Raw genomic sequence first — 20,691 nt, 5'->3', positions numbered from 1 at the left:
CGCCCGACGCAGCGGGCGCCGGTGGCGATGCGATCAATGAAGCCCAAATTGTATCGGTGCCGATGCGCGCGCGTGAAGGCGTCGTTCAGGGGGTGTTGGGCGGGCCCTTCAGTTCCACGGTGTTGCCGTCGGGGTCTTTGACATAGATCGAGGGCCCCTGGCCTTCGGCACCAAAGCGCTGCTCCACCGGACTTCCATCGACGTGATGAATATTGAGGTATCGAAAAATGATGTCTACATCGAACGGATCGATGCGAAGGCAAAAATGATCGAGGTTGCGCCCCTCTGCGCCGGGGCCTGCACCGCCGGCAAGCCCAAGCGGGCCGTCAAGCGCAACCAGGTCAATCAAGCCGCTGCCCGCCCGCAGCTGGGTCAGGCCGATGGCGGCCTGTTCACGCTCGACCGTGCAGCCCAGCACATCCACGTAGAAACGCAGCATGCGGGCCACATCGGCGGTGCGCAATACCAGATGGTCGATGCCCCGGATCGTGAACATGGCCAGGTGTTACTTGTGCAGGCCGTCGTACTCGATGACCTTGAGACTGGCCAGGTCGACGCCATCCACACAACGTACATTCACTGCGGCCGTCGGATTGCCCTGCGGATCCGATGCTTCCGCGTAGGGTCCGCAACCGCAGACCGGGCAGAAGCGATGGGCGATCTTCATCGTGTTGAAGCGATAGGTGGTGGCGTCCGCGTCAGGCGTTTTCAGGCGGAACTGGGTCTTTGGCACGAACCAGAGCAGATGCCCGCGCCGGCGGCAGATCGTGCAGTTGCACTGCAGCACCTGGGTAATCTCGCCGTCCGCCTCGAAGGCGACGCGACCGCAGTGACAGCTTCCCTGGTAGGTTGCCATGGTGTCTCCTGTTATTGGTCGGGAATCAGACGTTTGCCGAGGCTGACCGCGGCATCGCGACCGTAGCCAAGCCTGTCGTAGAAAGCGAGCACGGCATCATTGCCCTCGCGCACCAGCAGGTTGATCTTCGGGCAGCCTCGTTCCAGTAGCAGCGCCTCGGCGCGTGCCATCAGCATACGCCCGTACCCGCGTCCCTGAAACTGTGGATCGACAGCGAGGTAGTAGATCCAGCCTCGATGTCCGTCGTAGCCGATCATCGCCGTGGCGATCAGGCGCCCATCGATCTCGCCGACCTGGAACAGTTCGGGCTGCGCCGTCATCTTGCGCGCAATGTCCTTATGCGGATCGTTCCAGGGCCGGGTCAGCCCGCAGGCGTTCCACAGTGCAACAACGGCCGACTCGTCGGCAGGGCGGTAGCTACGGAATTGCATGGATATACGGTGGGTTGCGCAGACCCCAGTGTAGCGCCGCCCAGTCACCTGCCCTCGGTGGTCTCCCCTCTCCCGCGCGCGGGAGAGGGGCCGTGGGAGAGGGCCAGCGCATCAAGATCCCACGCCGCCCAATCCATCACGCCCACATCGATCAAGCCGCCTGTTGCCCCGCCTGTGGATTGCGGAACAGCTCGAGCAGGCGGGCCCATTTGCCACGCGCAGCCTTGAGGTTGTTTTCCTTGACGTGACCGAAGCCGCGGATATCGTCGGGCAGGTTGGCCAGTTCCACCGCAGTACCGTGATTGGCGGCGCTCAGTCCTTGCGACAGCTCATCGAGCAGCGCGCGGTATTCGCCAATCAAAGCACGCTCCATGCGACGCTCCGCAGTCTTGCCGAAGATGTCGAGCGGACCGCCGCGCAATCCCTTGAGTTTCGCGAGAATGCGGAACAGCGTCATCGTCGATGGACCGTAGCGACGCTTGACCAGTTGGCCCTTGTCATCGTGTTTGGCCGTGGTCGGCGGTGCCAGCCAGAAGTTGAGCTGATAGTCGCGACCCGGTTCGCCTTCGAACTGCGCGCGAAGTTTGTCGAGGAAGATCGGATCGGTGTACAGGCGAGCCACTTCATACTCGTCCTTGTACGCCATCAGCTTGGCCAGATTGCGCGCGGCAGCTTCAGTCAGCGGCAGTGGCTTGCCGGCACCCACCAGCGCGCTCTCTGCTGCGCGCACGTGCTTGACCGCATCGTGATACTGCCCGGCATAGGCCGCGTCCTGGTACTTGGTCAGCAGCTCGACGCGATTCGCGATCAGCTTCTCCAGCAATGCCCCGGACGATGTCGGCAGCTTCACCACGTCGGCGCCTTCGGTCTGCGTCTTGAGCTTGCCGGTCAGCGACAGCACGTGATCGGGGTCGTGCGCCATATGGCGCCCCCAGTCGAAGGCGGCCTTGTTCTTGTCGACCGCGACCCCGTTCAGTTCGATCGCACGTTCCAGTGCTTCGAGCGTCAGCGGAATCCAGCCCTTCTGCCATGCGTAACCGAGCACCAGCGGGTTGGTGTAGATCGTGTCGCCCAGCAAGGCCACGGCCAGTGCGCTCGCATTGATGAAATCGCACTGCTCGCCCACGGCATTGCGGATATCCTGCTCCGCCGACATGCCCGGGAACTGCCACTTCGGATCCTTGATAAACGCGGCGGTCGGGGTTTGCGCGGTATTGACCACGGCGCGCGTGCGGCCCGACTGGGTCTTCGAGACGACCTCGTCGGTGGCCGAGACAATCGCGTCGCAACCGATTACCAGATCGGCTTCGCCCATGGCGATGCGCGTGGCATGCAGGTCTTCCGGCTTCGCGGCAATCTGCACATGCGACAAGACCGCGCCACCTTTCTGTGCCAGCCCGGCCATGTCGAGCACGGTCACGCCCTTGCTTTCCAGATGCGCGGCCATGCCGAGCAATCCGCCAATCGTCACCACGCCGGTACCACCGACACCGGTTACCAGGATGCCGTACGAGCGGCGCATCGCCGGCAGCACCGGTTCCGGTAGCGAAGGCAGCCCGCTCATCGAGATGCCATGCGCCTCAGGCTTGCGCACCTGTGCGCCTTCTGCCGTCACAAAGCTCGGGCAGAAGCCGTTCACGCACGAGAAGTCCTTGTTGCATGAAGACTGGTTGATCTGACGCTTGGTGCCGAGCTCGGTTTCCAGCGGCTCCACCGACAGGCAATTCGACTTGACCGAGCAATCGCCACAGCCTTCGCAGACCGCGTCGTTGATGAATGCGCGGCGAGCCGGATCGGGGAACGTGCCGCGCTTGCGGCGACGGCGCTTTTCGGTGGCACAGGTCTGGTCGTAGATCAGGATCGTGCAGCCCGGCACTTCGCGCAATTCGCGCTGGATGTCGTCAAGCTTCTCGCGCGCATGCACGGTCAGCCCTTCGGGCAATTTGATCGCCCCGTTGTACTTTTCGGGCTGGTCCGTGACGATGACGATCTTCTTCGCACCCTCGGCCGCTACCTGGTAGGCGATGTCTTGTACCGACAGCTGCCCGTCGACGGGCTGGCCGCCGGTCATGGCCACGGCATCGTTGTAGAGGATCTTGTAGGTAATGTTCACACCGGCCGCGATCGAGGCGCGGATGGCCAGCAGCCCCGAGTGGAAATACGTGCCGTCGCCAAGGTTGGCGAATACGTGCTGGTCACCGGCAAACGGCGCCTGGCCGATCCACGCTACGCCTTCGCCGCCCATCTGGCTGAACGTGCTTGTATTGCGGTCCATCCAGACCGTCATGTAGTGGCAACCAATGCCGGCCAGTGCGCGCGAACCTTCGGGCACGTTGGTCGACGTATTGTGCGGGCAACCCGAGCAGAACCACGGCTTGCGCTCGGCCGTCACGCGCGGCGTGGCCAGCGCCTTCTCCTTGGCCTGGATGATCGCCAGGCGCGAATCGATACGAGCACGCACATCGCCGGGCAGATCGAATTTTTCCAGCCGCGTGGCGATGGCCTTGGCGATGATCGCGGGCGACAACTCGTAATGCGCCGGCAGCAGCCAGTTGTTCTGCGGAATCGACCATTCGCCGCCCGCATTGTCCTTCTCGTCGAACTTGCCGTAGACCTTCGGGCGTACGTCGTCGCGCCAGTTGTACAGCTCTTCCTTGAGCGCGTACTCCATGATCTGGCGCTTCTCTTCGACGACCAGGATTTCCTGCAGCCCTTCGGCAAACGCGCGTGCGCCATGTGCCTCGAGCGGCCAGACACAGCCCACCTTATACAGGCGGATACCAAGCTGCGCGCAGGTGGCATCGTCGAGCCCCAGGTCGGACAGTGCCTGGCGCGTATCGAGGTAAGCCTTGCCGGCGGTCATGATCCCGAAGCGGGCGTGCGGCGAATCGATCTCGATGCGGTCGATCTTGTTGGCGCGCACATAGGCCAGGCCCGCATACCATTTGAAGTCGAGCAGACGGGCTTCCTGCTCCAGCGGCGGATCGGGCCAACGGATATTGAGGCCGCCCGGTGGCAGCATGAAATCGTCGGGAAGCACGATCTGCACGCGATGTGGATCGAGTTCGACCGAAGCCGACGACTCCACCACATCGGTCACGCATTTCATGGCCACCCAGAGCCCCGAATAACGGCTCATGGCCCAGCCGTGCAGGCCGTAGTCGAGATACTCCTGCACGTTGGATGGATAGAGCACCGGCAGTCCGCACGCCTTGAAGATGTGCTCTGACTGGTGTGCCAGCGTGGAGGACTTGGCCGAGTGATCGTCGCCGGCCAGCACCAGCACACCACCGTGCCTGCTTGAACCGGCCGAGTTGGCATGCTTGAACACATCGCCCGTGCGATCGACGCCGGGACCCTTGCCGTACCACATGCCGAACACGCCATCGAACTTTGCGTCCGGATACATGTTGACCTGTTGCGACCCCCAGACCGACGTGGCGGCCAGGTCCTCGTTCAGGCCGGCCTGGAACACGACGTTGTGCGCTGCCAGATGCTTCTTGGCTTTCCAGAGCGACTGGTCCAGTGCACCAAGCGGGGAGCCGCGATAGCCGGAAATGAAACCGGCGGTATTCAGGCCGGCGGCGCGGTCGCGTTCCTGTTGAAGCATCGGCAGGCGTACCAGGGCCTGCGTGCCGCTGATGTAGATGCGGCCACGCTCAAGCGTGTATTTGTCTTCGAGGGAAACGTTTTCGAGCGCGCGGCGGATCGCGTCGCTGACCGGAGGGGTCAGTGGGGCATTCATAGGTGCTCCTCTATGGGCATGCTGTCGGGATCACCGACACATCAGTTGTGGGCAACCGTTCCTGGCCTCTTGTGGAGGCGTCAAACGGCCGTGTCTCTGCGCGGCATGGTAGCACCGGCGTGCAGGCCGCGGTACCGTGCGATGCAGCATAAAACGCGCCAGATACCCCCGTGATTTCCCGTATACGTGGGCGCCGCGCGTGTACACTGCAGTGCATCCAAATGGCGCACGCGGTTCGCGAATGACGACCCGGCGCCACACCACCGGGACGCCGCCATGGTGCAACCCGGTACCTTCAAGAAAAACCGACCATGACCAATTCCCCCCGCCAGGGCGCCACCCTGGCCGTGCTGATCGACGCCGACAACGCGGCGCCCGCCATCGTCGAAGGCCTGCTGGCCGAAGTGGCCAAATACGGCGTGGCCGCCGTCAAGCGCATCTATGGCGACTGGACGCGCCCGAACCTGTCGGGCTGGAAAGATCGCCTGCTTGCGCACTCGATCCAGCCGATCCAGCAATTCCGCTACACCGTGGGCAAGAACGCCACCGATAGCGCGATGATCATCGACGCGATGGACCTGCTCTACACGGGCCGCTTCGATGGCTTCTGCATCGTGTCGAGCGACAGCGATTTCACGCGCCTGGCATCGCGTATCCGCGAACAGGGCCTGATGGTCTACGGCTTCGGCGAGCGCAAGACGCCCAAGCCCTTCGTTACCGCGTGCGACAAGTTCATCTATTCCGATGTGCTGCGCGCCGATGCGGACAACGACAACGAGGCCGAAGCGGCCCCGGCACGCCGCCGCAGCACGCAGGAACTGCGTCAGGATTCGCGGCTGGTACGGCTGCTGCAAAGCGCATCGCAGGCGGTGTCCGATGAAGACGGCTGGTCCACGCTGGGTGGTATCGGCAACTACATCGCCAAGCAGGCCCCTGAGTTCGATTCGCGCAACTACGGCTACGGCAAGCTTTCGGAACTGGTGACGGCGACGAACCTGTTCGAAGTGGAAACGCGCAACGGCGGCAACAACAAGACCCTCTGGGTGCGGCTGAAGAAGCGCAGCAAGGGCGAGGGCGGTCAGGCCCAGCAGGCTCAGCAACAGCCGCAACAACGCCCCGCGCCAGTGAAGCCGGCGTCGGCCCCGCTGCCCACGCAGACCGTGGCGCAACCGGTGCCCCCTGTCGAAACGCCGGCCCCGGTGGTCGAGGTGGAAGCGATTCCCGAACCCGCGCCTGCGTTGTCAGCCGAAGCCGAGGACGAGTATGAGTCGGCCGGTTCCGCTTCGACCCTGATTCCGGAATCCGTGGAGGTTGAGGAAGAACCGAAGGCCCGCGGCAAGCGCGCGAAGCGTCCTGATGTGAAGCTCAGCGAAACGCCGTGGCCGATCGATCAGTCGGTGTTCGCGGCGCCGGGTACGACGGTGTTGTCGGCGCAGGTTGCGGAGCCGATTGAAGCGCCGGTTGAAGCGCCGGTTGAGGAAACGAAGCCGGTGAAAAAGCCTGCTGCAAAAAAGGCGGCACCGCGCAAGAGAGCACCGGCCAAGAAGGCGGCCGCAGCCTAACGAAGCACCACCGGTTTTCTGCCCTCTCCCGCTGGCGGGAGAGGGGCCGGGGGAGAGGGCCAGCGATTCAATTGCCGCGGTCTTCTCCACTCCGCTGCCACTACACCAACGCCCGCTCCTGCAATCCCCTCACCGCATCGCGCGCTGCACGACCCAGTGCGGCCATGTCGAACCCGGCAATCTCATCCTGACGCACTACCACACGGCCGTTGACGATCAGCGCCTCCAGCGCGGGCCGGCCGCCGGAAGCCACCGGTGCAATGGCCGGATCGTGCAGCCCGAAGCAGCGCGGATCGTCAAGTCGATACAACGCCAGATCCGCGGCCATGCCGGGCGCCAATGTTCCGACCTTGCCAAGACCCAGCACCGCAGCCCCGCCAGCGGTGCCCCAACGCACCACGTCCTCGACGCTTGCCGCGTCCGCTCCGCCCTCGAAGTTGCCGCCATCGGCGCTGGACAAAGCCAGCTGGCCACGGCGTGCGCGCTGCAGCAGCCATGCTGCATGCGTTTCTGAGATCATGTCGGCGGCCTCATTCGACGCAGCGCCATCGACGCCGATCGATACCGGCACACCCGCGCGTTCCAGCGCCGGCAGATCGGCAATGCCACTGCCAAGTCGGCCATTGCTCTGCGGGCAATGCGCGATGCCGGTGCCGGTATCGCCAAGCAGGCGGATCTCGTCCGCGCCAAGCTTGACCAGGTGGGCGAACCAGACGTCGTGGCCAACCCATTCGTACTCGGCACAGAAGCCCACCGGCGTGGACGCGAACTTTGCCAGCGCGGCGTTCTGATACTCGACCGTTTCCGACAAATGGCTATGGAGCCGCAGGCCAAGCTTGCGCGCCGTGCGTGCGCAGGTGCGCAACTCTTCCGGCGACATCGAGTACAGCGGCGTGGTGGGCGCAATTACCACGCGGCGCAATGCGTCTGGCGCGGCGTCGTGATACTGCGCCGCGAGCCGCGTGCAATCGGCCAGGAAGTCATCGAGCGATTCCGGGCGTAGCGCCTGCGGCAGATCGCTTTCCAATTGGCGCGTGCGCGTGGCACCCCCGCGGCACAGGACGAAGCGCAAGCCCAAGGCTGCGGCCTCTTCGAACAGGATCGCCGAGCTGTCGAACGGCATGCCGGGGTAGTAAAGATAGTTGTGATCCGCGACCGTGCCGCACCCACTACGCAGCAGTTCCACCAGGCCAATCCTTGCGGCCAGCCGAAAGGTGTCTTCATCGAACGCAGCGCGGAAACGATACGGCGTGGCGGCGAGCCACGGTGTCAGCGTCAAATTGATGCCTACCGGGTCGCCCTTAAGCAGCGACTGGAACAGATGGTGATGCGTATTGACCCAGGCCGGGTAGATCACGCAGTCCGTGGCGTCGATCTGCGCTTCACCGGGCAGCGGCGCGAGCGCGCCAATGGCCTCGATGGTATTGCCACGGATACGGATGTCGGACCCCGCCGCGCGCGCAGCGTCGCCGGACAGCCCGGTCAGGATGGCTGTCGCATTGCGGATCAGCAGCGACGGTTCGGCGTTCGGTTCGGCAGATGAAGAGTGATATGTCATGCAAGCTCGCTTTCATGCCAATGGGACAATGCCAGACGCGATACGACGGCCATCAGTGCGAACAGGACGATGCCGGTAAGCGTGATCAATACCAGCGCCGCGAACAGGCGCGGAATGTTCAGCCCAAAGCCGGCCTGCAGGATCTGGTAGGCCAGTCCGGCGCCAGTACCACCGGTGCCGGCGACAAACTCGGCAACCACCGCACCGATCAGCGCGAGTCCGCACGAGATGCGCAGTCCGCCGAAGAAGCAGGGCAGCGCACTGGGAATGCGCAAACGCACCAGCGTGTCCCAGCGGCTCGCACGGTTCAGGCGGAACAGGTTCAGCAGGCCCGGGTTGACGCTGCGCAGGCCAAGCACCGTGTTCGACAGGATCGGAAACACCGCCACCATGGTCGCGCAGATCACCAGTGCAAGTGTCGGCTCCTTGACCCAGATGATGATCAGCGGCGCGATGGCTACCACTGGCGTAACCTGCAACAGGATCGCATACGGAAACAGGCTGGCCTCGATCACGCGGCTCTGCACGAACAGGAAGGCCGCCGTGGTACCGAGCACGATGGCCAGCAGGAAGGCCAGCACCGTGATCTTCAACGTGACCATCAGCGAGCCTGCCAGCAGGCTCCAGTCGGTGACCAGTGTGCTGGCGACAGCCAGCGGCGAGGGCACCAGGTATGCCGGCACCTCGAACGCGATGCAGGCTGCCTGCCAGGCCAGTAGCACGATCAGTCCGACGATCAGCGGTGCGGCTACGCGCTGGACCGCGGGGCGCGCCAGCAATGGTGTTCTCTGAGATTCAGTCATGATGCGACTCCAGTGGTTCCATGCATTGCGGGCGAACTCAGGTTCGCCTGCGTAAGCAGTTCGGACAACTGGCTGCAGTACTGCATGAACGCAGGCGATACGCGGAACGCATCGTCGCGCGGCCCCGGTGCTTCGATGGCGACGTCGGCGATCACGCGTCCCGGACGCGCCGCCATGACAACCACGCGGCTCGACAGGTACACCGCCTCGTAGATGCTGTGCGTGACAAACACCACGGTGAGGCCGCGTTCAGCCCACAGCGCGCGCAGGTCGGCGTCGAGCTTGTTGCGCGTGAATTCGTCCAGCGCGCCGAATGGCTCGTCCATCAGCAGCAGGTCGGGCTCGGTGGCCAGTGCACGCGCAATCGATACGCGCATCTGCATGCCACCGGACAGCTCGCGCGGATACGATTCGGCGAAGCGGTCGAGCCCCACCAGCGTCAAGGCTCGCCGTACACGTTCGTCGGCTTCATCGCGCGGCATGCGTGCGAGGTCCAGTGGCAGGCGCACATTGGCACCCACGCGCGCCCAGGGCATCAGCGTGGCCTCCTGGAACACCATTGCCATGCGGCCCGCGCCAGCGCCGATTCCGGGCACCCGAAGGTGCCCCGCCGACGGCGTCTCCAGTCCGGCGAACAGCTTGAGCAAGGTGCTCTTGCCGCAGCCGGACGGTCCCAGCAGCGATACGAATTCGCCGGGACGGATCGACAAACGTACACGCTCCAGCGCGACGGTCCCATTGGGGTAGATCTTTTCAACCTGGTTGGCCAGCAGCAGCGCGTCGTCGGGCGCAGCCGTGCCTGAACGGAACAGGGCAGTCATGTCGGTCTCCACGAATATCGTTGCGAAGGATCAGGTTCGTTCAAGGCAGTACCTTGAGGTCCTTCACGAATTGCGTGGTATAGGCCTGCTTCCAGTCCACATTGGCAGCCAGCAACCCGGCGCCGACCATGAAGTCGCGCGTCTTCTGCCAGCGCGCATCGGTCATCATGCCGATGCCCTGTGTCATGGCATCGCCGCCGCTGACCAGCTTGAGTTCGCGCAGTTTGGCTACACCCCATGCGAGCTGGTCTTCCTGCATATTGGGGTTGTCCTTGCGAATCAGTGCGTTGCCCGGCGACGGATCAGCCAGGTAGCTCTTCCAGCCTTCCATCGATGCCTTGACGAAGCGCGCCACCAGGTCAGGCTTCTCCTTTGCCGTCGTCTGCATGGTCACCACAGTGGTCCCATACGGCGGATAGCCGTCGTCGGCAAACAGATAGAACCGTGTTTTTGCGCCGGCCTTGTTGGCGGCGAAGACTTCCGACGTGGCATAGGCCTGTTGCGCGGTCTTCGGATCGGCCAGGAACGGCTGCAGGTTGAACGTGTAGACGCGCGACTGGCCTTCATCGAGCTGGTACTTGCTCTTGAGCCATGGCCACCATGTCGTGCGCCCCGATGTCGAGACCAGCACCGTGCGTGATTTCAGATCGGCCAGGCCTTTCACGTCATCGTGCGTCATCATGCCTTGCGGGTCCGACTGGAACGACGCGGCCACCGTGGTAACCGGAACGCCTTGCTCCAGGCTTTTGAGTACCTGCAGGTCATAGCCCATCAGGAACTCGGCCTGGCCGCTGGTGAGGATCTGCATGCCGTTGACCTGCGGTCCGCCCATGCGGATCGTGACATCGAGCCCGTACTTCTTGTAGATGCCGGTAGCCACGGCCTGGTAGAAGCCGCCATGCTCGGCCTGGGCGTACCACGAGGTCAGGAACGTGACCTTGTCTGCGGCGTGGGCTGTGGTCATGGCGGATAGCAGGCAAGCGCCCGCGACAAGCGCGCGGCGCAGCACGGTGATCGTCTTCATGCGGATTTCTCCCTTGGGGGCAGTGGGATGGGAAGCAATGGATTTCGATATCGCGCCAGCACCAATGCGTGTACGCACCGGCCAGAGGCAGACGGATTTGATACGACAAACAGGCTGGAATCTGTGGGACACATGCCGTGGTTCGCTCTCGTCGTCCGGCCCATGCAGGGCTGGCGTCAGACACAGCGCAATGGGCGCCCGGCCAGGCCAGGGCAGCATCGCGCAACGTGGCAGCAGGGCTGCCAGAGCAATGTCCCGCGCCGTCGCAGGGGATACGACGGCACTAACCGCTTCTACTCGAAAGCTGAATCAGCAAGCCGCGTGCCAACGATGCTCACGACGCAAGTGCCATGAGTGACACGCTGACCGATTGTGGATGACCCAGACTGGTGCGTGGCGCACCAGCATTTCGCGCGACGATGCGCTTAACGCACCAACTGGTTGATCTCGATGATTGGCATCAACACCGCCAGCACGATCAGCAACACCACCACACCCATGGTCAGGATCAGCAATGGCTCCAGCAGGCTGGTCAGGAATAGCGTGCGGCGCTCCAGTTCCTGCCCCTCGCCGGTTGCCGCGCGATCGAGCATCACGGGCAGGTTGCCGGTGGCTTCACCGGAGCGGATCAGATGCACCAGCACCGGTGGAAACTGGTTCTGCGCGGCCAGCGCGCGCGCCAGCGATGCACCTTCACGCACGCGCGTGGTGGCGTCATCGACGTTGGTCTTGAGCGCGACGTTGGTCAGCGTTTCCCCTGCGGCCTGGAGGCTGCGCAGGATCGGCACCCCGGCCGATACCAGGATGGCCAGCGTACTGGCAAAACGCGCGGTGTTGTAGCCACGGATCAGCTTGCCAACCAGCGGCGCGGTCAGCAGCCACCGGTGCCATGACAGGCGGACATCGGGCTGCTTGAGCAGGCTGCGCACGATTGCGGCAATCACCGCGATGACGCCGAGCCCGGCCCACCACCAGTTGCGCACGAAATCCGACAGCCACAGCATGATGATCGTCAGCGTGGGCAGCTTCTGCTTGGTGTTGGCAAACACGCTGACCACCTGCGGCACCACATAGGACAACAGGAAGATCACGATCGCAAACGCCACTACAGTCACGATCGCCGGGTACGTGAACGCCAGCATGATCTTCGAGCGTAGTGCGTTGCGGGTCTCGATATAGGTCGCCAGCCGTTCGAGCACCACGCCGAGGTGGCCCGAATGCTCGCCAGCGGAAACCAGCGCACGGTAGATATCCGGGAAATCCTTTGGATGCTGGGCCAGCGCCACTGACAGTGAGCTGCCGCCCATCACTTCGGCACGAATGCCGGCCAGCAGTTCGTGCACGTATTGCCGTTCGGCCTGGTCGGCCAGTGCGCCAAGCGCTTCATCTAGCGGCAGTCCCGATATGATCAGGCTGGCCAGCTGGCGCGTGAACAGCGCCTGTTCCTGCGTCGACAGGCGCCGCACGAACAGGCCGCCGCCACTGCGCTGGGCCAGTCCGGCGCCAGCCAGCGGGTCGACGGTAATCGGTGTCAGGCCCCGCGCGCGCAGTTGCGAACGGGCCTGCCGGGGGCTGTCGGCCTCGATCACGCCGCGGTCTGCGCGGCCAGCGGCGTCAGCGGCTTCGTAGCGATAGGCGGGCATGCTGTGGTCGGTCCGTTGCCTGGCTTATTCGCGCGTCACGCGCAGGACTTCTTCAAGCGACGTGGCACCGCTCTCGATCCAGCGTTGCGCATCGCCGCGCATCGTGTGCATGCCCTTGGTCAACGCGACCTGCTTGATCTCGGATTCGGGTTGCTGGCGATGGATCATGGTCTGGATCTCGTTGTCGACGGTCAGCAGCTCGTACACGCCCATGCGGCCTTGATAGCCCGAATGGCCGCATTTGTCGCAGCCAACCGCATGCCACACGCGCTGCAGCGGCTTGCCCTGGGCGTGCAAGGTGTCGGCTTCGCTGGCCGTGACCTCGATTACCTCTTCACGCTTGCAGTGCGGGCATAGCCGGCGTACCAGCCGCTGCGCCAGGACGCCAAGCAGCGACGACGACAGCAGGAACGGCTCGATGCCCATATCCACCAGGCGCGTGACGGCCGATGCCGAATCGTTGGTGTGCAGCGTGGCCAGCACCAGGTGACCCGTCAGCGAGGCCTGCACCGCAATCTGCGCGGTTTCCAGGTCGCGGATTTCACCAATCATCACCACGTCAGGATCCTGGCGCAGGATGGCGCGCAGCGCCTTGCCGAACGTCATCTCGATGCGCGGGTTGACCTGGGTCTGGCCAATGCCGTCGAGGTCGTACTCGATCGGGTCCTCGACCGTCATGATGTTGGTGGTCTGCGAATCGAGTCGCGACAGGGCCGCGTAGAGCGTGGTGGTCTTGCCCGAACCGGTCGGGCCCGTCACCAGCACGATGCCGTGCGGCTGACGCACCAGATGGTCGAACCCCGACAGCGTCCCGGGGGCCATGCCAAGCTTCGCCAGGTCGAGCCGGCCCGCTTCCTTGTCGAGCAGACGCAGCACCGCGCGTTCGCCATGGCCGGTAGGCAGCGTCGACACACGGACATCGACAGGGCGCCCGCCCACACGCAGCGTAATGCGGCCATCCTGTGGCAAACGCTTCTCGGCGATATCGAGCTGCGCCATGATCTTGATGCGCGAAATCAGCGCGCCGTGCAGCGCCTTCTTCGGTCGCACCACATCGCGCAAGGTGCCGTCGACGCGGAAGCGCACCACCGACGACGATTCGAACGGTTCGATATGGATATCGGAGGCCTGCTCGCGCGCGGCCTGCGTCAGCAGCGCATTGATCATGCGGATGATCGGCGCGTCGTCCTCGGACTCGAGCAGGTCTTCCACGGCGGGAATGTCCTGCATCAGACGCGACAGATCGACTTCGCCCTCCACCTCGCCCACCACCTGGGCCGCCGAACCGTCCTGGCGGTTGTAGGCATCCGACATCGCCGCTTCCAGCACTGCCGGCTCCAGCACGCGCAGGTGTAGCGCACCATGCACGCGCGCGACTTCCGCCAACGCCGCTGGAGACGTCTTGCGGCTGACCCAGACTTCGAGCCCGTCGGGTCGCTGGTGTGCGATCAGCAGCGGCGCTTCGCGCGAGAACGAATACGACACCAGTCGTGCCGCGATTGGCGAAGGCGGTTCAAGCGGCGCTTCGGTCCCGGCGGCGGGAGTGTCAAAGGTTTCGGTGGCCATGGCGATGATGCTCAGCTTTGCGGGGCCTTGTTCTTCAGGAACGACTCGTTGTCCAGCGATAGTGGTCGCGGAACCGATGGTGGCGCCGATTGCGGTGCCGGCTGCGGCGCCGGCGTGGCTGGCAGGGTTGGGTCGAGCGGCAGCGGCGACTGGATCGGGCCGTTGTAGCGCGGATCAACGAATGGCGTGCTCGGTGCGTCGGCCGGGGGCAACACAGGCGTGTCCTGGTCCCGTATGACCATGTTAGGCGACACAAAGCCCTGCTGCTGGCCGCGAATGTACTCGTAACGGTCCTGCGTCAGGCGATCCGTGGCGGCGGCCGTGCGCATCACGTACGGGCGCAGGAACACCAGCAGGTTGGTCTTCTTGCGATTCTTGTTTTCGTAGCGGAACAGCGAGCCAATAAACGGAATATCGCCCAGCAACGGCACCTTCTGCACGCCATCGCCGTAGCTGTCTTCGATCAGGCCGCCCAGTACGATGATCTGGCCGTCATCGACCATGACATTGGTTTCGATCGAGCGCACGTTGGTGGTGGGGCCTTGCGTCGCATTGACGGTGCTGGCTACTACCGACGACGATTCCTGGTAGATCTGCATCTTGACCAGGCCGCCTTCGGTGATCTGCGGGCGCACCCGCAGCGTGATACCCACGTCCTTGCGGTCGAAGGTCTGGAACGGCGACACGGTGGCCGTACTGCCGGTCTGCGCGTACGAACCGGTCGTGATCGGAATGTTCTGACCGATCAGGATCTTCGCTTCCTCATTTTCCAGCGTGATCAGGTTCGGCGTCGACAGCAGGTTCACGCTGTCGTTGCTGCCCAGCGCGCGCAGCAGCGCGCCCAGGCCGATAGCCTTGTTCAGCACGCCCAGGTTCAGGCCGCCGATATCGGGCACGATATTCTGGATCGCTGCCAGGCCGGCGGTCTTGTTTTCGCCGTAGAGCAGGCCGGCAGCGGTCAGGTTGATGATGTTCTTGCCCCCGGAACCATAGTTCGTGCCGGCGAAACCAACGGTATTGCCGCCCGAGTTGACCAGGCCCTGCCACTGGATGCCGAGCTCGCTGGCCTGCGAAGCCGTAACTTCGACGATCATCGATTCGATATAGACCTGCGCTCGGCGCGCATCCAGATCGTCGATCACACCGCGCAGGTTGCGGTAGACCGGTTCGCTGGCGGTAATGATCAGGGAATTGGTCGACGGGTCGGCCTGGATGATGCCGCCGGTCGTCGGTTGCTGGTTGACCGCGAACGATGCCGAGAAGGCATTGGACCCGCTACCACCGCCTAGCCCCGAGGAGCCGGACCCGCTGCTGCGGTTGTACCCGCTGCTGCTACCGCCGGTGTACTGGCCGCCCTGCGGCAGCGATGTGTTTTGCATGGCGCCACCTGCCGCGCCGCCGATGCCGCCAGCCTGCCCACCCGGCTGGGTCGAGCTCGAGAAGGTGCTGTCCGCCGCCACGATTGCACGCAGCGTGGCGGCGAGCTTTACCGCATCGGCATTCTTGAGCGGCACCACCCAGATATTGCCGGCGCGGGCGAACGGTTGGTCGATCTTCTCGATCAGTTGGCGCGCCTGTTGCACGCGCGCGCGGCTGGAAGCACGGATCATCAGCGAATTGCTGCGCGGCTCGGCCACCACGGTGGTACGTAGCGTGGCGTCGCCCGGCGATGCGCCGCCGCCGGCGCCACCCGCCGCGGACGGATCCAGCAGCTTCTGCAGGACCACGGCCGCATCGCTGGCTACTGCGTTCTTGAGCGGCACCAGTTCCACTTCTCCCGAGGCCGGTGCGTCGACCGCCGCGATGATGCGGGCCAGACGGCGCAGATTGTCCGCATAGTCGGTAATCACCAGCGTGTTGTTGGCCGGATACGCGGTGATGGTGTTGTTGGGCGCGATCATCGGCCGCAGCACCGGTACCAGGTTGTTCGCCGACTCATAGTTGAGGCGGAACACCTGCGTGACCACCTGGTCGCCGCGGCTGCTGCCGGCGCCGATTACTGTCGGCGATCCCTGCAGTTTGGCATCGGCTTCCGGCACCACCTTGGTAAAGCCGTTGGACTCGACCATCGCATAGCCCTGCATGCGCAGGACTGACCCCAGTGTTTCCAGTGCCTGCGCGCGCGATACCGGCTGCTCGGTCACCAGGTTCACGGTGCCCTTCACGCGCGGATCGATTACGAAGTTCTTGCCCGTGGCCTGGCCCACCGCCTTGACCACCGATTCCAAGTCGGCATTGACGAAATTGAGCACGACCTGGTCACGGTTGCTGCGCGGCGAAATGTCGTTCGGCTGCGGCACCGGTTGCTGTGGCTGGGCCCAGAGCGGCGCGGGCGCCAGCAGCGACAGGCCACACAGCAGCGCGGTGGCGCGTGCGCAGGCGGTACGGAAGAAGTGGTGGTGTGCTTGCGTTTTCATCATCGGTTCCAGGTATGCGGCTTCTGGGGTCAGAAGCGCAACCTCGTAACGTTGTTCTCTGTTCGTCCCAGCAGGCTTAACAGGCCTGCCAGCTGGGTGGCCGCTTCGGGGTCGGCATATGCCGTGCCGTCGAAGCGGGCCTGCCGGCCAAGTGTGCCGCTGCCCTCCAGGTGCAGCGGCCCGGCCGTGGTGCTCAGTCGCAGCTTGCCGTCCGCGCCGATCAGGTCGACCTGCGCGCGATAACTGCCTAGCGGGCGCAAGCGGCTGACGGCGGCGGACATCTGTTCAAGCTGCATGGTCAGGTGTCCGAATTTCTGATTGCCGGCAAACTTTCCTTGCAGTCCTGACCAGTCGATGCGCATCGTGCCATCCGGGCGCAGCGTGTTGAATGGCGCGCCAATGCCTTCGAGCAACGACGCCGGCAGCCGAATGCTGCCCGACTGCACAGTCCAGCCGGCTGGCGTGACGGCAACGGTAACCGGCGCGGCCATCGACGCGTCTTGTTCCAGCACAACCCGCAACGTGCCGGTCAATAAGGGCCAGAACGCAACGTCCCAGCGCAGCCGGCCCGGCAATACCGTGGCGGTCTGGCTGCCCGTGCCGGCCGATAGCGCGAGCGTGGCGCTGCCGTGCCATAGCGTACCCGCGGCATCGGCCAGCAGCACCCGCCGCTGGCTTTCCGTGGCGATACGATCCGCCATCCAGGTTGCCGGTAGCGATGCCACCACGGTCACGACGACCGTCGCGAGGCCCAGTATCGCCCAGCGCAACCGCTGCCAGCCGCGCGGCGCGCGGACCCTGCGGCGGGGCAGGCGCAATGCCTCCAGCCGCGCCATCAGTTGCGGCCACCGGCGCCAGGGCCTTGCAGCGTTGCCGTGACGTTGACCAGTGCCGTGGCACCGACGTAGCTGATGCGTGCGTCCGTTACCTTGAGCCGTTGCTGGGTCCTGACATCCTGCAGCCAGCTGGCAACCGAGCCGAAGGCGGCCTTGTCGAGCTGCAGCTGGATCGCGTTGTCGCCGGTGGCTTGCAAACGCGTGGCCTTCAGGCCGTGCTGGTCCAGGCTGTCTTGCAGTGCCTGCGTCAGGGCATCGCCGCGCAGCGACGGCGCGGGGCTGGCCTGCAAGCCCCGCGCTTCCTGGGCCAGCGTTTCCATTTCGGCGAGGTCGGCGCGTTGTGCCGGCAGATTGCGCATCAGCCGATCGCGGCCGGTAGCGGCGGGCTCCCACAGCAGCAGGTAGCCGAAGACCAGCACGAGCACCAGCGCACCGCCGCCGAGGATGGCCTGTTCGCGTGGATTGCGTGCATTCCAGAACGCGTCGAAGCGTTCGCGCCATGATTCGGGGATGCGCGGGCGCAGGCGACTGAAACGCGCGCCAGCTGGGCGTGTCGAGGCGGGGCGGTTAGCGTTCTTCATGCGCCGGCCCTGCCTTGTCCTTGCGCTTTGCCATCGGCGCGGGATTCGGTCTTGACGGTCCAGCGTGAGCCAGGCGGCGTCGGTGCGCCACCGGCACGAACGGCCGCGTCGGGCGGGTTTCGGTCTTCGTCCATCTGCAGGCCAACTTGCCGCACGGCATTACGCAAAGCATTGGTATTGGTGCCGGCCTTGAGCGTGATGTATAGCGTGCCGGCCCGGTAGTCGAGCTGCAGCAGCGCATCGGGCGGCAGGTCGTGCGCGGCCCGTGCGAAGCCATCCGCGAGCGGCAGGAAATCGCTCGGCACGCTGCGGCCGCTGGCGGTGCGCAGTTGCTCCATCTGGCGCCGCATCAGCAGCGGCGGCTCGGCTACCGGCGGGATATTCGGGAAGGCGGTGTGCAACACGTCGATCTGGGCCGCGTCGATGCGCCTGGACTCCTGGCGCAGCATCAGCCATTGCACGTTCATGCCGATGATCTGCGCGATCAGCAGCGCTACGGCCAGCGCGGCGGGCAGGCGCCACGCCAGCAGGTTCCAGCGGTCCATCCGACCCTGGGCGAATTCGAACTGCGCCAGGTCGAGCTGGGGCTCGAGCAGGCTTGCCTCGGCGCCAGCCAGCCAGATGCGCCAATCTTCGGAAATCCGCGAGGCACGTGCCACCGCACGCTGGGTTCGCAAAGCCGGCACCGGGGCGTTGGCCAGCGCGGCTTGGTCGCCATGCCATTCCCCGGCGGGCGCCAGCGCCTGCCAGGTGGCCAGGGCCTGGTCGTTGAGCAGCAGCCCGTAGCCATCGTAGGGGCCGGTTCGCACCGTCAGTTGCCAGAGCCGGGTCGTGTCGGCGGAGGCCGGCGGCGGCGCGGTGGCGTCCAGCAGCGATGCCGATTGCGCCAGGGCCGAGGCTGCCGCTTCCACGACCAGCGTGGCCGGTTGCGTAGCGGCATCGGTAGTGGCCGGGACTTCGGGAACGGAAGGTGCCGGCGCTGGCGTCGGCTCAGCCGTCGACATTGCCGTCGCTGTGGCGCCGTCCGCCAGCGCGGGCTCTGCCACCGGCACTTCGGTGGACACGGACTGCGGCGCGGTGGCTTCGGCCAGCGGCAGGCACAGTTGCGCGGCCAGTACGCTGCGGCGGCGGTGCTTGTGTTCGGCAAACTGGTCGAGGGCCGCGCGCAGCCAGGCACGGTCGGTCACCATCAGCAGGCGGCGGCGCGGGCCGCGCGGCGCGGCACCGGAATCGAGTGCCGGGCCCAGCGCGATGTGGCACGGCGCCGTGTCCGTGGCCAGCATGTCTTCGACCAGGTTTGGCAGCGCCAGACGCAGGCGGGCCGGCGGCAGCGGCGGGACCATGGCTGCCGTGAGCAGCACATCGCTGGCCGCGACAATCAGGACCAGGCGATCCGCGGCCGGCATTTCGGCGGCACGGGCGTGGCCTTCGCGCAACAGCTCAGGCGCCTGCGGAGAACCTGCCCGGGCGCTTTTCACTGCAACGGACGTACGTACCAGCGCAAACGGCATCGCGCCAAACTGCCAGGGTTGCGGCTGGTCATGCGGCCGGTGCGGCAGGCGGACGTAGAGCGTGGTACTCAAGATTTCCCTGTTATCTATGACGATGCCACGCTGGAGGCGCGTGGCGGGCTGTTCGTCCGCCGGATGGCTCCCCGGCGGGCGCAGTGCATGGCGCAGCTGCGGGCAGGCAGCTGCTGTCCCGGCCCGGCGCAGCAGCATACCTTGCCTGTGTGACTAACGTGCGTCAATAGTGGCTCGCCTGAATCTGCAAGAAGACAATTCCTACACCGGTCTGTGCGAAGACCGCTTGCGGACCGTGCCTGTTTCAGCGTTGCTCGGGCATGGCATCGGCATCGCGCACCCAGATGACGCGCGTGGTATTGCCGCTGCCCAGTACGTCGGCCCGGAACACCAGCGACACCTTGAGCCGGCGAGCCCGCTCATGCCTTACCAGGCCGTAGATCAGGAAATAGTGGGTGCGCACGTCGACGATGTCGCCGGCGTTGGTGGCCTGCGGCGCAATGCCCTGCAGTTGCGTGGTCACCTCGCCCGTATTGTTGAAGTAGGCCCGGTCGCGCTGGCGTACCAGTTCGCGCGCACGGTCGAGCGGCAGCTTGTCGATCACGGCGGACAACACCTCGGCCTCGGCCGTATTGGCATTGACCTTGGTGCGCTCCGGCAGGACGGTCACGAACGGATCGAGCGCGGCGATCATCTGCGGCGTGTAGCCCGGGATGGCCAGCAGATCCTCCACACTGTCAGGCGGCCTGGGTGGGGGCTGGCCATTGGTCGACACGCCCTTGGCCGCGCGCAGGAAGTATTGCGCCGTGGGTTCGGCCAGCGCGGCATTCATGCCGAGCGTTTGAAGCAGGCGCCTGAAGGCCAGCAGCGACGGTTGGTCGATGCTGGCGACGCGGCTCGTGCCATCGGCCTGCCAGATATAGAGGTTGGTCAGGTTGAAGCGTGCCTGCGCGTCGAGGATCCGCCCGGAAACGAACGAGGTCTCCCCACCCTCCGCAGTGCTTACGCCAGCGCCCAGGAAATCGGAAAGCCGGGTCTCGGCAACCGTCACCGACCACGGTTCGCCGATGTAGTCGACCTGCGAGCGCCGCTGGTCGTCGCGCAGGATCAGGCGCGACCAGTCCACCGCGGCGCGTTCGATCCAGGCTGCCTGCGCCACCAGGCGCTGGTTCTCGATCGAGCGGATCTGAACCTGCTGGCGCCACAGCAGGCCGGATACCACCACCACGGCCAGCGTAACCATCAGCAGCGCCGTCACCACCGCCGCACCTTGCTGGCGGCGCTGGCGGGGTATCCGGTGCGGGAGGGCAGGAGCATGGCGCATC

At 65.1% G+C, this 20,691-nt stretch carries 16 protein-coding genes; 1 reads left to right on the top strand and 15 read right to left on the bottom strand.

The window, feature by feature from the left end:
- Positions 1-85 precede the first annotated feature (85 nt).
- The 4 genes from ACO550_RS16645 to ACO550_RS16630 all read right to left on the bottom strand — a co-directional run bounded on the left by ACO550_RS16645 (position 86) and on the right by ACO550_RS16630 (position 5,032).
- Positions 86-496, bottom strand: a complete 411-nt coding sequence (locus ACO550_RS16645) for a VOC family protein (RefSeq protein WP_315592941.1) — start codon at positions 494-496, stop codon at positions 86-88.
- Positions 497-505: 9 nt separating this feature from the next.
- The gene (locus tag ACO550_RS16640) at positions 506-856 is read right to left on the bottom strand and encodes a GFA family protein (RefSeq protein ID WP_315592940.1); all 351 of its coding nucleotides are present in this window, start codon (positions 854-856) and stop codon (positions 506-508) included.
- An 11-nt stretch (positions 857-867) separates the two neighbouring features.
- A complete protein-coding gene (locus ACO550_RS16635) occupies positions 868-1,287 on the bottom strand; it encodes a GNAT family acetyltransferase (protein WP_315592939.1) in 420 nt (139 codons plus the stop codon).
- Between the two features lie 151 nt (positions 1,288-1,438).
- Positions 1,439-5,032 (bottom strand): indolepyruvate ferredoxin oxidoreductase family protein, encoded by a 3,594-nt coding sequence (locus tag ACO550_RS16630; RefSeq protein ID WP_315592938.1) that lies wholly within the window; start codon positions 5,030-5,032, stop codon positions 1,439-1,441.
- A 311-nt stretch (positions 5,033-5,343) separates the two neighbouring features.
- Here ACO550_RS16630 and ACO550_RS16625 point away from each other — a divergent pair, with 311 nt between their 5' ends.
- Positions 5,344-6,594, top strand: coding sequence for an NYN domain-containing protein (locus ACO550_RS16625; RefSeq protein WP_315592937.1), 1,251 nt, complete (start codon positions 5,344-5,346; stop codon positions 6,592-6,594).
- A 100-nt stretch (positions 6,595-6,694) separates the two neighbouring features.
- On the opposite strand, the gene ACO550_RS16620 is transcribed toward ACO550_RS16625, so the two are convergent.
- From ACO550_RS16620 to gspK, 11 genes are all read right to left on the bottom strand, one after another.
- Entirely contained in the window at positions 6,695-8,152 is a 1,458-nt protein-coding gene (locus ACO550_RS16620; RefSeq protein ID WP_315592936.1) for an amidohydrolase family protein, read from the bottom strand.
- Positions 8,149-8,955 (bottom strand): ABC transporter permease, encoded by an 807-nt coding sequence (locus tag ACO550_RS16615; protein ID WP_315592935.1) that lies wholly within the window; start codon positions 8,953-8,955, stop codon positions 8,149-8,151. The genes ACO550_RS16620 and ACO550_RS16615 overlap by 4 nt, the downstream gene beginning before the upstream one ends.
- Positions 8,952-9,776, bottom strand: coding sequence for an ATP-binding cassette domain-containing protein (locus ACO550_RS16610; protein ID WP_315592934.1), 825 nt, complete (start codon positions 9,774-9,776; stop codon positions 8,952-8,954). Before ACO550_RS16610 ends, ACO550_RS16615 begins: the two co-directional genes overlap by 4 nt.
- 40 nt (positions 9,777-9,816) lie before the next feature.
- The gene (locus tag ACO550_RS16605; RefSeq protein ID WP_485994906.1) at positions 9,817-10,800 is read right to left on the bottom strand and encodes an ABC transporter substrate-binding protein; all 984 of its coding nucleotides are present in this window, start codon (positions 10,798-10,800) and stop codon (positions 9,817-9,819) included.
- A 425-nt stretch (positions 10,801-11,225) separates the two neighbouring features.
- Positions 11,226-12,443 (bottom strand): type II secretion system inner membrane protein GspF, encoded by a 1,218-nt coding sequence (gspF, locus tag ACO550_RS16600; RefSeq protein WP_315592933.1) that lies wholly within the window; start codon positions 12,441-12,443, stop codon positions 11,226-11,228.
- A 24-nt stretch (positions 12,444-12,467) separates the two neighbouring features.
- Entirely contained in the window at positions 12,468-14,009 is a 1,542-nt protein-coding gene (gene gspE / locus ACO550_RS16595; RefSeq protein WP_315592932.1) for a type II secretion system ATPase GspE, read from the bottom strand.
- Positions 14,010-14,020: 11 nt separating this feature from the next.
- Positions 14,021-16,426: a type II secretion system secretin GspD gene (gspD, locus tag ACO550_RS16590; protein WP_315592931.1), complete on the bottom strand. Its 2,406-nt coding sequence runs from the start codon at positions 16,424-16,426 to the stop codon at positions 14,021-14,023.
- Between the two features lie 29 nt (positions 16,427-16,455).
- Positions 16,456-17,262, bottom strand: a complete 807-nt coding sequence (locus tag ACO550_RS16585) for a type II secretion system protein N (RefSeq protein ID WP_315592930.1) — start codon at positions 17,260-17,262, stop codon at positions 16,456-16,458.
- A complete protein-coding gene (locus ACO550_RS16580) occupies positions 17,262-17,843 on the bottom strand; it encodes a type II secretion system protein GspM (protein ID WP_315592929.1) in 582 nt (193 codons plus the stop codon). The genes ACO550_RS16585 and ACO550_RS16580 overlap by 1 nt, the downstream gene beginning before the upstream one ends.
- Complete coding sequence (gene gspL / locus ACO550_RS16575; RefSeq protein ID WP_315592928.1) at positions 17,840-19,426, bottom strand: type II secretion system protein GspL; 1,587 nt, start codon at positions 19,424-19,426, stop codon at positions 17,840-17,842. The genes ACO550_RS16580 and gspL overlap by 4 nt, the downstream gene beginning before the upstream one ends.
- Positions 19,427-19,670: 244 nt before the next feature.
- Complete coding sequence (gene gspK, locus ACO550_RS16570; protein WP_315593053.1) at positions 19,671-20,690, bottom strand: type II secretion system minor pseudopilin GspK; 1,020 nt, start codon at positions 20,688-20,690, stop codon at positions 19,671-19,673.
- Position 20,691: the final 1 nt, after the last annotated feature.

The organism is Cupriavidus sp., from assembly GCF_057315035.1.
This window is presented reverse-complemented; position numbering and strand designations above follow the sequence as displayed.